The sequence below is a fragment of the Nocardia amikacinitolerans NBRC 108937 genome (assembly GCF_001612615.1).
Classification (GTDB): Bacteria; Actinomycetota; Actinomycetes; order Mycobacteriales; family Mycobacteriaceae; genus Nocardia; species Nocardia amikacinitolerans.
Genome location: NZ_BDAU01000011.1, coordinates 221,856 through 234,273, shown reverse-complemented (window position 1 = coordinate 234,273; position 12,418 = coordinate 221,856). Strand labels below are relative to the sequence as shown.

The window sequence follows — 12,418 nt, the reverse complement described above, 5'->3', positions numbered from 1 at the left end:
CACGGCTCCGAAAAGAGGAACCATGACCTACAACCCGTACGACGCACTACCGCAGGTCCCCGAGTTCACCCTCACCTCCGAGGACGTCACCGACCGAAGCCCGCTCGGCAACGATCAGGTCAGCGGCGTGTTCGGCGCCGGGGGCAAGGACATCTCCCCGCAGCTGTCCTGGTCCGGATTCCCGGCCGAGACCAAGAGTTTCGCCGTCACCGTCTACGACCCCGACGCTCCGACGGCCTCGGGCTTCTGGCATTGGGCCGTCGCCGACATCCCCGCGTCGGTCACCTCGCTGCCCAGCGGCGCGGGCAGCGAGGGCGGTTCGCTGCCCGCGGGCGCGGTGACCCTGCGCAACGACGGTGGCTTCGCCGGATTCGTCGGCGCCGCACCGCCGCCCGGCCACGGCCCGCACCGCTACTTCATCGTGGTGCACGCGGTGGACGTGGAGAGCCTCGGCGTCCCGGCCGACGCGTCGCCCGCCTTCCTGGGCTTCAACCTGTTCTCGCACACCCTGGCCCGCGCCACCCTGATCGGCACCTACGAGCAGTAGTCCGGCGCGAAAACGACCGTGGCCCCGAGCTTTCCGCTCGGGGCCACAGTTCTTCCAGCACGACTCAGGAGACGTTGACGACCGTCTCGGGCAGCGGGGTGACATACAGCGTGGCGATCTCCTCGGCGTACTTCGCCGCGATCGGGTTGCGCTTGAGCTTCATGGTCGGGGTCAGCTCGTCGCCGCCCGGCTCCCACGGCTTGCCGACGATGGTGAAGCGCTTGATCTGCTCGACGCGCGAGAGCTTGCGGTTACCGGCCTCGACCGCGGCGAGCACCTCGTCGACGATCTCCTTGCGGGTGGCCAGCGCGGCGAGATCCTCGGCGGGCGCGCCGATCTCCTTGGCGCGGATGGCGGCGGTATCGGGGTCGAGCACGATCAGCGCGGAGATGTAGGGCTTGGCCTCGCCGATCGCCACCACCTGACCCACCAGCGAGGACGCCGCCTTCACCGCGTTCTCGATGTTGGTCGGCGAGATGTTCTTGCCCGCCTCGTTGATGATGAGCTCTTTCTTGCGGTCCACGATCCGCACGTAGCCGTCGGCGTCGATGGTCGCCACGTCGCCGGTGGACAGCCAGCCGTCGGAGTCGAGCGCCTCCTTGGTCTTGTCGGGCTGCTTGCGGTAGCCCGGCGTGACGATCGGACCGCGCACCAGCAGCTCGCCGTCCTCGCCGAGGCGCAGCTCGAGCCCGTCCACCGCGCGACCGACCGAACCGGGGCGCGGCTTGTCCAGCTCGGTGTAGGTCGCGACGCCGGTGGTCTCCGACATGCCCCACACCTCGGTGACGGTGAAGCCGAGGCCGAGGAAGTACTCCAGGGTCTCCGGCGGGATGGCGGCCGCGCCCGAGGCGGCGACCTTCAGGTTGTCCAAGCCGAGCGCGTGGCGCAGCTTCGACAGCACCAGCGCGTCGGCGATCTTGTACTGCAACCCGAGCACCGGGCCGCGGCTCTTGCCCGCGAGGTCGGCGCGCGCGGCGGCGACACCGGTGCCGATGGCCCAGGTCGCGAGGGACCGCTTGACCGGGCTCGGTTCGGTGGCCAGCTTGCCGTCGATGCCCGCCTTGATCTTCTGCCACACCCGGGGAACGCCGAAGAAGACGGTCGGGCGGGCGTCGGGCAGCGCCGCGGCGATCTCGCGCGGATCCGGAACGCAGGTGATGAGGATGCCGGTCAGCAGGCTGATGGCGTGCCCGGAAATGCGGTCCGCGACGTGCGCCGCGGGCAGGTAGGAGATGGCGCGGTCGTCGTAGCCCACCGGCAGCGCGCCGTTGACCAGCGCGATGATCTGGGCGAGCACGTTGCGGTGGGTGATCTCCACGCCCTTGGACGGGCCGGTGGTGCCCGAGGTGTAGATCAGGGTGGCCAGATCGCCCGGCTCCACGGCCTGCCAGGCGGCGGCGAAATCGAAGTCGGCGGCCGGGTTGGCCTCGACCTCCTCCAGGGTGATCGCGCCGGTGGCCGGGCCGTCCACGACGACGGTGTGCGCGAGTTCGACGCCCGCGGCGTCGATCGTGTCGAGGAACGCGCGTTCGGTGACGACGACCTTGTTCTCGGCATTGGTGAACAGATGGGTGATCTGTTCGGGGGAGCTGGTGTTGTAGATCGAGAACGGTGTCGCGCCCAGGTGCAGGGCGGCCGTGTCCACGAGGTTGAATTCGGGCCGGTTGGTGAGCATGATCCCGACGGTGTCGCCGCGGCTCACGCCGAGTGCCGCGAGGCCTGCCGCGATCGATTCGACCCGTCGGCCGTACTCCCGCCAGCTGATCTCCGTCGTCCCGCCGACCGTGCGCAACGCGACCGCTTCCGGCCGCAGCTTGATGGTCTCCTGGAACGCCTCGGGAACGGTGTAGACCGTCTTGCCTGATTCGTGTGCGAAACCGATTTCTGTAGTGCTCATTTTCCCTGTTCCCGATGATCCTGTCGGTGAACCGACCCGATGCGCTCGGCGCCAACCGCTGACGCAATGCGCCAGACTCTATGTCATCTTCTCGCCGGATGTGGCGTCAACGAGTGGCGCGGCTCACTCATGGTAGCCAGACCCGGGCAAAAGTGACGGCCTTTACAGCGCGAGCAACCGACGCCACCAACAACCCGGCGCGGACCCGCGCCACCGCGATCGCCACACCGCACTGCCGAGCGCCTGCCAGGACGCGCTCTCGTCCGGGATCGTGTGACCGCGCCTGCGTCGCTTGGCTTCCAAATACCGGCGGGCGCGTTCGCTGCGCGGCCGAGTCACCAACGGCACCACCGTGACCGCGATGCCGAGATCGGTCAGCGCGCGCACCTTGTCCGGGTTGTTGGTCAGCAGCCGCACCGATCGCAGACCGAGATGCAGCAGCGCGTTGGCCGCGTTCTCGTAGGAACGGGTGTCGGCGCAGAGTCCGAGCCGCTCGTAGCTGTCGAAGGTGTCCAGGCCGAACACCTCGCTGGTGCGCAATCCCCGTGCCTTGTCGACCAATCCGGCGCCGCGGCCCTCCTGTTCGAGATAAACGAGCACCCCGCACCCGGCGTCCTGGATCATGTCCATCGACAGATCGAGTTCGGGCCCGCAATCGCAATCGTCGGAGCGCAGCGCGTCGCCGTACAGGCAGCGCGAATGGATGCGCACCAGGCAGCCATCGGCGATCGGACCGAAGATCATGGCGTGCCCGCCGTCCTCGGCGCCGGGTATCGCCATGACTCGAACGCGGAGTTCGCGCCCCTTGCGAGTCAGACGATGCCCGGTCTCGCGGAGATGGAATGCCGCTTGGTCCATGCCCCTCCGATGCACGCTGCAGCGGTTCGGCGAACTGCGGAATCCCCAGTCGCACAATCCATCTATGGTAGCCGCAGGCCGGGCATCGCAGCAGGGCCTAGACCAGAACCGGCGGCGCGCTTTCGCGTGGCGGCTCGGCGGCCTCCGACCTGGGCAGGATGGTCTGCTCGGCCGACCACGGCGCTTCGCCGTTGGGAATCCAGTGCCTGCGCCTGCGGCGTTTGGCGTCGAGATAGTCGATGGCGCGTTGGCTCAGCGCCTCGGTCACCAGCGGCACCACCTGCACCGCGAGACCGGCCTCGCGCAGCGCGTGCATCTTGGCCGGGTTGTTGGTCAGCAGCTGGACGCTGCGCAGGTTCAGCACGTCGAACAGCGCGCGCGCCGCCTGCTCGTAGGAGCGCGCGTCCGGCGGATAGCCCAGTTTCTCGTAGCTGGTGAAGGTGTCCTCGCCGGATCGTTCGCTCTCCAGGTACCCGCGAGCCTTGGCGAGCAGACCGGCTCCGCGGCCTTCCTGTTCGAGATAGACCAATACGCCGGACCCGGCGTCCTGGATCATGTCGAGCGACTTGTCCAGTTCCGGGCCGCAGTCGCAGTCGTCCGACCGCAGCGCCTCACCGTAGAGGCAGCGCGAATGCACCCGGACCAGACAACCATCGGTGATGTCCCCGAAGACGAGAATGTGGCCGCCTCCGTCGCCGAGATCGGGTAACTCGATCACGCGAACGCGAGTGTCACGCCCCTTGCGCGTGAACCGATGACCGGCTTCGGCAAGATCCGACGCAACCGTCGTCAACCGCTCCTCCGACTCAACAGGTGCGGCCGCGGCCGCACATCCGAGATGACCTCGAGAATGTACCCTGCGTTCGACGTAACACGCATGTTTCTACCAGGTCTTTTGGGTAAAGAATCGCCGCATCGCGGCTCTGATCACGAACCGCCGTCCGCCCGACCGGTCACGACTTGCCACCCTGTCGGACGACGTCGTCGATGCGGTCCCTGTCCGGCATCGCGCGCGGCACCGCACCCAGTTGCTGGGTGGGAATCATCGCCGCGGTGGCCCAGACGAAGTCCTTGGCGGTCAGCTCGCCGTCGGTTTCGATCAGACGGCACGCCAACGCGGCCGAGAAGGCGGCGGCGGCGCCCGGTGAATTCTTCAACGCCCCGTGGAACTGGCCGACATCGAGATTCAGGCGCTCGGACAGCAGCGAGCAGCGGAATCCCTCGATCGCGCACACCGCCCGAACCCCGAGCCCGCGCAAGATCTGCGCGCTGTCCGCGGTGGAGGCGGTCGAGACGATCGGCAGCATCGCCTGCAGTTCCGACGGCGAACCCACCAGGAAGTCCACCACGTCCAGATACTGGTAAAGATCTTGTGGCACAGCGGGACTCGGCGAGGGACAGACGATCACCTTCGGCCGGGGCCGCATGCCGCGCACCATCGCGAGCACCTGTTCGGCGATGCCCCTTGGGTGCTCGAGCGTCAGCAGCACCACCTCCGAACTCGCCAGCGCCGCGTGCACGGTCCCGGTGAGCAGGTCGGCGACCTCGAGTGCGACCCTGTTGTCCTTGCACCCGATCAGCCTCGTCTCGCCGCTGGAATCCATGATTACGGCCGTGACCGGAGACCGGCCGCCCGCAACGGTTTTCACCAGATCGCAGCGAACGTTCTCCTTGGTCAGGAAGTCCAGGATCTCCGTGCCGTCCTCGTCGTCGCCGACCGCGGAGACCAGTGCGACGTCCAAGCCGAGGCGCGCGGCGGCCACCGCGCGATTGAGGCCCTTGCCTCCGGGGGGCCGGGTGAAGCTGCCATTGGCCGCTCGGTCGGCGGTCGGAAACCCGTCGACGCGATAGAGATGGTCGATGACGGCGTCGCCGACCACCGTCACCGACTTCGGCCGACGCACCGAATCGGGCAGCGAGACAAGGATTTTGCCGCTCGGTATCGCCTTGGGGATGGTGTGGCCCTGATCGGCGGTGAGCAGCTCGGCCAGGGCGGTGAAGGTATCGCCCTCCGAGGAGGTGCGCAGTCGCTTGACCGTCGGCGCTTCGGGGATGCGGTCGACCCCGAGCGCTCGGTGCAGCCGTGGCCAATGCTCGACGAGATACTCGCGGCGCGGTCCGAGGTTGTCGGCGTATAGGCGGGCGAGATCGATTCCGTCAGGGGGGTTGTCACGAAAAAGGCCGAGCGCCAACGCCGAATCGGCGATCAGGCGCTCGGTCGGCGGCAATCGCCGCGCCGTCTCGCGCACCACCGGCAACAGCGACTCGCCCGCCGGCCGCCCGGCGCGTTGCGCGTGCTGGCGCACGACCGGCAGTTCGAGCAGGCTGCTGACGTCGATCTCGGTGTTGCCCAGACGTTCTGGGCGCAGCCCGTAGTAGGTGCACAAGCGGGTGAGGATGTCGCGAATCGCGATCGTGCGGGGATTCTGCGGAGCCATCGGCGAGTCCGCCCTCCATCGCGTCGTTGCCAATTCGTTGTGCTTGTGCGGAGATTGCCCCGATATGGGTGTTTAGCGGGCAATGAGACCGGCAATCCCCAAGATACTCCGGCAATTGACCGGACAAAAGGCAAATGCCACACTGATTTTGGGCGATTGATCGTCTCACCAGCGGACTCGGGAGGGCCATGGTGATGAAAGGCACTGGCGGGGATGGATCTTGCCGAGATCGTCAGCACCCAGACCTACCGGCACGAGCGGCTCGCCCATCCGCGAGCGGTGCACCACGCCGGACAACTTCACATTTCCCTGGAGCAGATCCTGCTCGGGCTGTAGTACCGGAGGCAGCCATGACCATTCACACCACCGAGTGGACCATGATCAGCGACCTGAGCCCCGAATCGGCCTACCGTGACGGCGCCGACCTATGGCGGCTGAGCTGGTTACCGGGTCGCACTCTCTCGCGCGAGCAAGCGTTGGCGGGCATGGAACTCGACGAATTGCTCAGCGACCCGGACATGGTGCACGACCGCATCGCCCACGCCCACGCCGCCGCGCGCGCCGACCGGCTCGGCATCCTGCTCGACCACGCGATCATCCTGCTGCACAAGCGGATCGTGGCCCGGCTGCGCGACCGGCCGGACGAGTCCGCGCCGGGCCCGGTCGGCGCGTGCGATCCGAGCGGTCCGCCCGCACGATGCGTACCGCAGCGCACGAGCGGACCGCCCCGCGTGTACGGATGACCGCGTCGGCGTGGACGCGGCGAAATTCAGGTTCGCGCGACGTTCTCCGCGCCGACCGCCTCGGCGATCGAGGCGTAGCCGTTCTCGCGCAGGCGCGCGGCGAGGCCGCGGTGGATCTTGCGGGTCCAGAACGGGCCGCCGTAGATGAAACCGGTGTAACCCTGCAGCAGGCTGGCGCCGGCGAGGATGCGCTGGAAGGCCTGGTCGGGGGTTTCGATGCCGCCGACGGAGATCAGCACGAGCCGATCGCCGACCCGCCGATACAGGCGGCGCAGCACTTCGAGCGAGCGTTCGGCTACGGGGGCGCCGGACAGACCGCCCGCTCCCATGGCCGCGACCTCGGCGGCGTCGGTGCGCAGACCGTCGCGGCGGATGGTGGTGTTGGTGGCGACGATGCCTGCGAGACCGAGCTCGAGCGCGAGGTCGGCGACGGCGTCGATGTCGTCGTCGGACAGGTCGGGGGCGATCTTCACCAGGACCGGAACGCGCACGGTGTCCAGCACGGCCCGCAGCAGCGGACGCAGCGATTCGACGGCCTGCAGGTCGCGCAGACCTGGGGTGTTGGGCGAGCTGACGTTGACAACGACGAAGTCGGCCAGCGGGCCGAGCAGTGCCGCGCTCGTGGCGTAGTCGGCGGCGGCGTCGGCCGGTTCGACGATCTTGGTCTTGCCGATGTTGGCGCCGATCGGGACGGTGGCGGCCTTGGCGCGCAGCTGCTCGGCGGCGCGGGCGGCGCCGTGGTTGTTGAAGCCCATCCGGTTGATCAGTGCGCGGTCGGCGGGCAGCCGGAACAGTCGCGGCGCGGGGTTGCCCGGCTGCGCCTGCGCGGTGACGGTGCCGATCTCGGCGAAGCCCCAGCCGAACGGACCCCAGATGTCGGCGCCCTCGGCATTCTTGTCGAAGCCCGCGGCCAAGCCGAGCGGCGCACGGAACTGGACGCCGAACACGGTGTTGCGCAGGATCGGATCGTCGACGACGGCGAGCCGCTTCAGCAGCAGCCTGGTCGGCGCGAACCTGGCGGCGACGCGCATGGCGGCGAAGGCCAGGTGGTGGATGCGTTCCGGCGGAACGAAGAACATCAGGCGAAGCAGCAGCGCGTACATCCGGTTCACATCCCCGGCTCGGGCTGGGGTAGTAGCGAGGTCTTGCGACGACGCAGCAGCACCTTGCGGCTGCCGTCGGTGTAGGCGCGCACGCGCGAGAGCTCCCATCCGCCGAATTCGGCCTGAATCGCCAGGCGCATCGAAGCGGTCACCCTGGTCACGTCTTTCGGTAAACGCAGCGGGACGTATTCGTAGTCGTCGCTGCTGGTCTCCCAGTTCGCCGGTAATGCTGCGCGGGAGCTTTTCGGCGCCATCACTGCCCTCTCTTCAGCTGGTCCGCGCGGATCCGCTGAACACCGTCACCGGTGGCGGATCCGACGAACAGATCACCGGTGCGCTCGTCCACGGTCACCGATTCGGGCTGCCGGACGGTCGGATGGCGTCCCACTTCCTTCGGTATACCCGTCGACAGATCGAATCCGACGACTTCGTTGCTCTGGGTGCACGTCACCCACACGGTGTCGGACCGTCGATCGTAGGCGAGCGCGTAAGGCGACGATCCTACCGGGAAACGCTGGCGCAGGACGAGGGGTCCGGTGGTGTAGACGAGCAGTTCCTCGCCCGTGGTGTCGGTGACGATCACCCTGCCGAAGTGGTCGGAGATCATGGTGGTCGCGCCGTCGCCCGCGCGCAGCGCGAGGCCGAGGTGGTCCTCGGCGGGGTCGATCTCGGTGACGGAGGTCTGGCGCCGGTCGAGCACCGCGATGCGATCGGCGGTGAGGGCGACGACATCGGCCGAGACCAGGCCGGAGACGGTGTCGAGGACTTCGCCGCCGGGGCCGAGGGTGCGCACGGCGCCGTCGGCGGTGCCGACGACGAGCGTGCCGTCTTCGCGCTGCCGCACCGAGCGCAGTTCGCCCTCGACGGGTATCTCGGTGACCGCGCCGGTGGCGACGTCGACGCGGAAGATCCAACCGGTCGCGGTGACCAGGATCTCGCCCGGTTTGCCCGCGGACAGGCTGGTTCCGTGCGCGGGCAGCGTGACGGTGCGTCGGCCCGCGGTGGCCGGATCGATCAGGAAGAGCACGGTGGTCGTGTCGCTGCTCTTGTCCAGTACCGCGAGCTGGCCGGTGGCGGAGTCGGCGAGCATGGCTCGGATCGGGGCGTTCATGCCGATCACATCACCCGCCGGCGCGGCTTGCGGCGCGGGAGCGACCGCCGCGGTGGCGGGTTCGCGGGTCGGGACGTCGGGTTCGCCCTTGTCGGAGGAGCATCCGGCCAGCAGTGCGAGCACCGCCACGCCCACCAGCGCTGAGGGGACCGAGCCGCGAGGGCGCACCACCGAACTCCTCCTACCGACGAATCAACCCGACCTCACCATCTGACCATGATGGCGCAACACCACCGCCGACCGGGGTCGCGGCAGCACCGAATTACCCGTGATGGGGGTTACGGTGTAATCAAACAGTGTCCGACTCAGGGAGATCCGGTTGAAAGCCGACCATGCATCGGGTTTTGCCATCGATGACATAACCGTTGGTCCGTTTGCTCACGGGTTCGGCACCACCGCCGACGGCCGGCCGTACGCGTTCCGCACGGTGCGCTCGATCCTGACGCTCGAGATCTATCGCGCCGATCTCGGCAACGAGGTGCCCGGCCCTGAGGATGTGGTCGCGGTCGCCGAGGTGCGCGTCACCGACGTCGATCTGGACGACGAACGCAGCGTGGTCGCGCTGGTGCGCGACATGATTCCCGACGCCGCCCCGGTCGAGTCGGCCGCCGACCGGGACGTCACGACCGTGCGCGCTCTGCTGGGACGGATCAGTTCCGTCATCGATGGTATGTAGGTAGTGATGCACTCCACACGAATCTCCCGAATCGCGCTGACCCTCGCCGCCGGTGTCGCTTTCGCCGCGGCCGCCGCGTGCGATTCGGGGCCGGACGAGGCCTCGGTCGCGGCGGCCCGCTCCAAGGCCGTCGCCGAACTGTCCTCCTCCGCGGCCGCCACCTCCAGCGCGATCGCCAACCGGCCGATACCGACCGCCGCCGAGCTCGACGCCCAGATCAAGCGGGCGCTCGACCCGACGCTGCCCGACACCGAACGCACCGCGCTGATCGAGGACGGCGAAGCCTTCCGCGACGCGATTCCCGACATGTACCGTGCGCTGCAGGACAACCCGCGCGCCGTCTACGGCGTCACCGATCCCGTCTTCGACAACCGCGACGGCACCCTGACCGCCACCATGCGCCTGGACAAGGACGGCACCGGCACCGCGGTGCGCACCACCGTGGTGCACTTCGTCTATCTCGACGGCCGCTGGAAGATCTCGCGCACCGACCTGTGCGGCATCCTGCGCTCGGCCGACTACCGCACCCCGGCGTGCGGGTAGCGGCTCGGCCCATCGATGCTGCATTCGGGTTTCCTGGGGTGGGGCCGATTCGTCCACCGCTTCCGCTATCTCGTGCTGGCGGGGTTCGCGCTGGCCGTGCTGCTGTCGGGCTGGTACGGCCGCGACCTGATCGACCGGCTCAGCCAGGAGGGCTGGTTCGACGAGAGCAGTGAATCGGTGGCGGCGTCGAAACTGGCCGACGCCACCTTCGGCCGCGACACCGACAGCGACCTGATCCTGCTCTACAGCGTGCCCGAGGGCAGCACCGTCGACTCACCGGAGGTCCGCGCCGCGGTCACCGCCCAGCTGCGCGGCCTGCTCGAACGGTATCCGGACCGGATTCTGAAGATCGACAGCTATTGGGACAGCCCGTTCACGGCCAGCGCCAGCGACCCCGCGAAGAAACACGCCTTCGCCAGCGTCGGGCTGCGCGGCGAGGGCACCGAGACCGTCGAGAACTATCTGGCGATCAAGGATTCCCTCGACGCGGGCAGCGCGGGCGGCGGACCGGGCGGCACCACGGTGCAGCTCGCCGGATTGCAGCCGATCCTCGAAGGCATCAACACCGGGATGCAGAACGACATCCACCGCGCGGAACTGATCGCACTGCCGATCGTGGCGATCCTGCTGTATTTCGTGTTCGGCGGGGTGATCGGCGCGCTGCTGCCGGTGATCATCGGCGGGATGACGATCCTTGGCACCCAGGGCATGCTGCGTGCGCTCACCGACCACATCGAGGTCAACGTCTTCGCCAACGCGGTGATGACGCTGGTCAGCCTCGGCTTGGCCATCGACTACGGCCTGTTCACCGTCACCCGTTTCCGCGAGGAGCTGGCCGCAGGGCGCAGCGTGGAGGAGGCGACCGCACGCACCGTGGCCACGGCGGGGCGCACGGTGCTGTTCTCGGCCGCGATCATCGCGATCAGCCTCGCCGCGCTGTTCATCTTCCCCAACGGCGTGCTGCGCTCGGTGCCCTACGGCGGCATCAGCTCGGTGCTGCTCGCGGCGCTGCTCTCGGTGACGGCGCTGCCCGCCGCGCTGAGCATCGTCGGTCGGCGCATCGACTTCCTCGGGTGGAAACGCTTCTCCCGCACCAAGACCGAGGCCCAGATCGACGCCGGATTCTTCTCCCGGCTCGCGCTGTTCGCCATGCGGCGGCCGTGGGCGGTGGCGGTGCCGATCGTGCTCGTACTGCTGGCGCTGAGCATCCCGTTCCGCAATATCGAGTTCGGCGGGATCAGCGAACAATATCTGGCCGAGGACAATCCGGCCCGCGTCGCCCAGGAACGCTTCGACGAGCTGTTTCCCAGCTTCCGCACCGAACCGTTGAAACTCGTTGTGGTCGGGGCGAATCCGCAGGAGCTCGGCGACATTCGCCACGAAGCCAACCAGGTGCCCGGCTTGACGGGGCGCTTCGAACCGGCCGCGCCGACCAAGGACGGCGTCAACGTCCTCAACGCAGGGCTGACCGACAAACGCGAGGCCGACGCCGTGATCGCCGCGCTGCGCGCCATTCCCGAACCACCGGGGGTGGAGGTGATGGTGGCCGGGGTGCCCGCGTTGGAACGCGACAGCATCAACGGGTTGCTCGAGGGGCTGCCCGCGCTCGTCGCGATTCTGGCATGCACGGCGCTGCTGGTCATGTTCGTAGCGTTTCGTTCGATCGTGCTCGCGCTCAAGGCCGTCGCGATGAGCGCGCTGAGCCTTGTCTCCACGCTGGGCATCCTCACCTGGATCTTCGTGGAGGGGCACGGGTCCGAGATCTTCCAGTTCACGCCGGGGCCGTTGATGTTCGCGGTGCTGGCGTTGATCGTGACGGTGGTGTTCGGGTTGTCCACCGACTACGAGGTCTTCCTGCTGTCCAGGGTCGCCGAGGCACGCGAGACCGGAGCCGACGCACCGGAGGCCATCCGCTACGGCATCGCCCACACCGGCGGCGTGATCACCTCGGCCGCCGCCATTCTCATCGTGGTGACCGGCGCGTTCGGCTTCTCCGATCTGGTGCTGATGAAATACATCGCCTACGGCATGATCGCGGCGTTGATCATCGACGCGACCGTCATCCGGATGCTGCTCACGCCCGCGGTGCTGAAACTGATTTGGAGATGAGGGGTATGCGGCGGGCGCTGATCGGGGCGAATCTGTTTCTGATGTTCCTGTTGGAACTGGGAGTGCTCGTCGGCGCGGCGTTCTGGGGTTTCACGCTGTCCGGCGGGCTGGTGACGCGGTTGGCCGCCGGTGTGCTCGCGCCCGCGTTGTTCGTGCTCATGTGGGCGTTGTTCGGCGCGGCGGCCAACGCCAGGTTTCCCCTCGCCGGGTGGTGGCGGGTGGGGCTCGAGGTGATCTGGTTCGGCGGGGGAGCGGTGGCCTGGGCCGTCGCGGTGACGCCGGTGCTCGGGATCGCGTTCTTCGTGCTGTGGGGTGTGAACGCGACGGTCAGGATCGTCGCGCAGGGTGGGTTGCAGGTGCGGGTCGGGAAGTAGGTTGCCGACCAAGAGCACC

14 protein-coding genes are annotated in these 12,418 nt (G+C 68.3%); 7 read left to right on the top strand and 7 right to left on the bottom strand.

Annotated features, from left to right (window positions below; all coding sequences use genetic code 11):
• The first annotated feature begins 22 nt into the window (after positions 1-22).
• Positions 23-547 (top strand): YbhB/YbcL family Raf kinase inhibitor-like protein, encoded by a 525-nt coding sequence (locus tag NAM01S_RS11260; protein ID WP_067783465.1) that lies wholly within the window; start codon positions 23-25, stop codon positions 545-547.
• Positions 548-611: 64 nt separating this feature from the next.
• On the opposite strand, the gene NAM01S_RS11255 is transcribed toward NAM01S_RS11260, so the two are convergent.
• From NAM01S_RS11255 to NAM01S_RS11240, 4 genes are all read right to left on the bottom strand, one after another.
• Entirely contained in the window at positions 612-2,444 is a 1,833-nt protein-coding gene (locus NAM01S_RS11255) for an AMP-dependent synthetase/ligase (protein WP_067783462.1), read from the bottom strand.
• A 162-nt stretch (positions 2,445-2,606) separates the two neighbouring features.
• Positions 2,607-3,224 carry a GTP cyclohydrolase II gene (locus NAM01S_RS11250; RefSeq protein WP_253798769.1) on the bottom strand — a complete coding sequence of 206 codons (618 nt, stop codon included), beginning with the start codon at positions 3,222-3,224 and terminating at the stop codon, positions 2,607-2,609.
• 175 nt (positions 3,225-3,399) lie between these two features.
• Positions 3,400-4,020 (bottom strand): GTP cyclohydrolase II, encoded by a 621-nt coding sequence (locus tag NAM01S_RS11245; protein WP_253798770.1) that lies wholly within the window; start codon positions 4,018-4,020, stop codon positions 3,400-3,402.
• A 235-nt stretch (positions 4,021-4,255) separates the two neighbouring features.
• Positions 4,256-5,740, bottom strand: a complete 1,485-nt coding sequence (locus NAM01S_RS11240) for a PfkB family carbohydrate kinase (protein ID WP_067783453.1) — start codon at positions 5,738-5,740, stop codon at positions 4,256-4,258.
• A gap of 213 nt (positions 5,741-5,953) precedes the next feature.
• On the opposite strand from NAM01S_RS11240, the gene NAM01S_RS36505 reads away from it, so the two are divergent.
• Positions 5,954-6,076, top strand: coding sequence for a hypothetical protein (locus NAM01S_RS36505; RefSeq protein WP_255284300.1), 123 nt, complete (start codon positions 5,954-5,956; stop codon positions 6,074-6,076).
• Positions 6,077-6,090: 14 nt separating this feature from the next.
• A complete protein-coding gene (locus NAM01S_RS11235) occupies positions 6,091-6,483 on the top strand; it encodes a hypothetical protein (RefSeq protein WP_067783449.1) in 393 nt (130 codons plus the stop codon).
• Positions 6,484-6,509: 26 nt separating this feature from the next.
• On the opposite strand, the gene NAM01S_RS11230 is transcribed toward NAM01S_RS11235, so the two are convergent.
• From NAM01S_RS11230 to NAM01S_RS11220, 3 genes are read right to left on the bottom strand one after another with little or no spacing between them, the layout of a single operon-like run.
• Positions 6,510-7,586, bottom strand: a complete 1,077-nt coding sequence (locus tag NAM01S_RS11230; protein WP_067783957.1) for a quinone-dependent dihydroorotate dehydrogenase — start codon at positions 7,584-7,586, stop codon at positions 6,510-6,512.
• A gap of 5 nt (positions 7,587-7,591) precedes the next feature.
• Positions 7,592-7,840 carry a DUF5703 family protein gene (locus NAM01S_RS11225; protein WP_067783446.1) on the bottom strand — a complete coding sequence of 83 codons (249 nt, stop codon included), beginning with the start codon at positions 7,838-7,840 and terminating at the stop codon, positions 7,592-7,594.
• The gene (locus tag NAM01S_RS11220; RefSeq protein WP_307188670.1) at positions 7,840-8,868 is read right to left on the bottom strand and encodes a YncE family protein; all 1,029 of its coding nucleotides are present in this window, start codon (positions 8,866-8,868) and stop codon (positions 7,840-7,842) included. The genes NAM01S_RS11225 and NAM01S_RS11220 overlap by 1 nt, the downstream gene beginning before the upstream one ends.
• A gap of 148 nt (positions 8,869-9,016) precedes the next feature.
• On the opposite strand from NAM01S_RS11220, the gene NAM01S_RS11215 reads away from it, so the two are divergent.
• The 4 genes from NAM01S_RS11215 to NAM01S_RS11200 are packed head-to-tail and all read left to right on the top strand — an operon-like array spanning position 9,017 to position 12,399.
• The gene (locus tag NAM01S_RS11215; protein ID WP_067783440.1) at positions 9,017-9,373 is read left to right on the top strand and encodes a hypothetical protein; all 357 of its coding nucleotides are present in this window, start codon (positions 9,017-9,019) and stop codon (positions 9,371-9,373) included.
• A gap of 6 nt (positions 9,374-9,379) precedes the next feature.
• The gene (locus tag NAM01S_RS11210) at positions 9,380-9,916 is read left to right on the top strand and encodes a WKL family lipoprotein (protein WP_067783438.1); all 537 of its coding nucleotides are present in this window, start codon (positions 9,380-9,382) and stop codon (positions 9,914-9,916) included.
• A gap of 15 nt (positions 9,917-9,931) precedes the next feature.
• Positions 9,932-12,025, top strand: coding sequence for an MMPL family transporter (locus tag NAM01S_RS11205; protein ID WP_067783435.1), 2,094 nt, complete (start codon positions 9,932-9,934; stop codon positions 12,023-12,025).
• Positions 12,022-12,399 (top strand): YrdB family protein, encoded by a 378-nt coding sequence (locus tag NAM01S_RS11200; RefSeq protein WP_218018381.1) that lies wholly within the window; start codon positions 12,022-12,024, stop codon positions 12,397-12,399. Before NAM01S_RS11205 ends, NAM01S_RS11200 begins: the two co-directional genes overlap by 4 nt.
• Positions 12,400-12,418 lie beyond the last annotated feature (19 nt).

What these genes read in the sequence shown, in the direction of transcription:
- NAM01S_RS36505 (WP_255284300.1), top strand. Translation starts at nt 5,954, where the DNA reads ATGGATCTTGCCGAGATCGTCAGCACCCAGACCTACCGGCACGAGCGG.
- NAM01S_RS11200 (WP_218018381.1), top strand. Translation starts at nt 12,022, where the DNA reads ATGAGGGGTATGCGGCGGGCGCTGATCGGGGCGAATCTGTTTCTGATG.
- NAM01S_RS11210 (WP_067783438.1), top strand. Translation starts at nt 9,380, where the DNA reads ATGCACTCCACACGAATCTCCCGAATCGCGCTGACCCTCGCCGCCGGT.
- NAM01S_RS11240 (WP_067783453.1), bottom strand. Translation starts at nt 5,740, where the DNA reads ATGGCTCCGCAGAATCCCCGCACGATCGCGATTCGCGACATCCTCACC.
- NAM01S_RS11205 (WP_067783435.1), top strand. Translation starts at nt 9,932, where the DNA reads ATGCTGCATTCGGGTTTCCTGGGGTGGGGCCGATTCGTCCACCGCTTC.
- NAM01S_RS11250 (WP_253798769.1), bottom strand. Translation starts at nt 3,224, where the DNA reads ATGGCGATACCCGGCGCCGAGGACGGCGGGCACGCCATGATCTTCGGT.
- NAM01S_RS11255 (WP_067783462.1), bottom strand. Translation starts at nt 2,444, where the DNA reads ATGAGCACTACAGAAATCGGTTTCGCACACGAATCAGGCAAGACGGTC.
- NAM01S_RS11230 (WP_067783957.1), bottom strand. Translation starts at nt 7,586, where the DNA reads ATGTACGCGCTGCTGCTTCGCCTGATGTTCTTCGTTCCGCCGGAACGC.
- NAM01S_RS11260 (WP_067783465.1), top strand. Translation starts at nt 23, where the DNA reads ATGACCTACAACCCGTACGACGCACTACCGCAGGTCCCCGAGTTCACC.
- NAM01S_RS11235 (WP_067783449.1), top strand. Translation starts at nt 6,091, where the DNA reads ATGACCATTCACACCACCGAGTGGACCATGATCAGCGACCTGAGCCCC.
- NAM01S_RS11225 (WP_067783446.1), bottom strand. Translation starts at nt 7,840, where the DNA reads ATGGCGCCGAAAAGCTCCCGCGCAGCATTACCGGCGAACTGGGAGACC.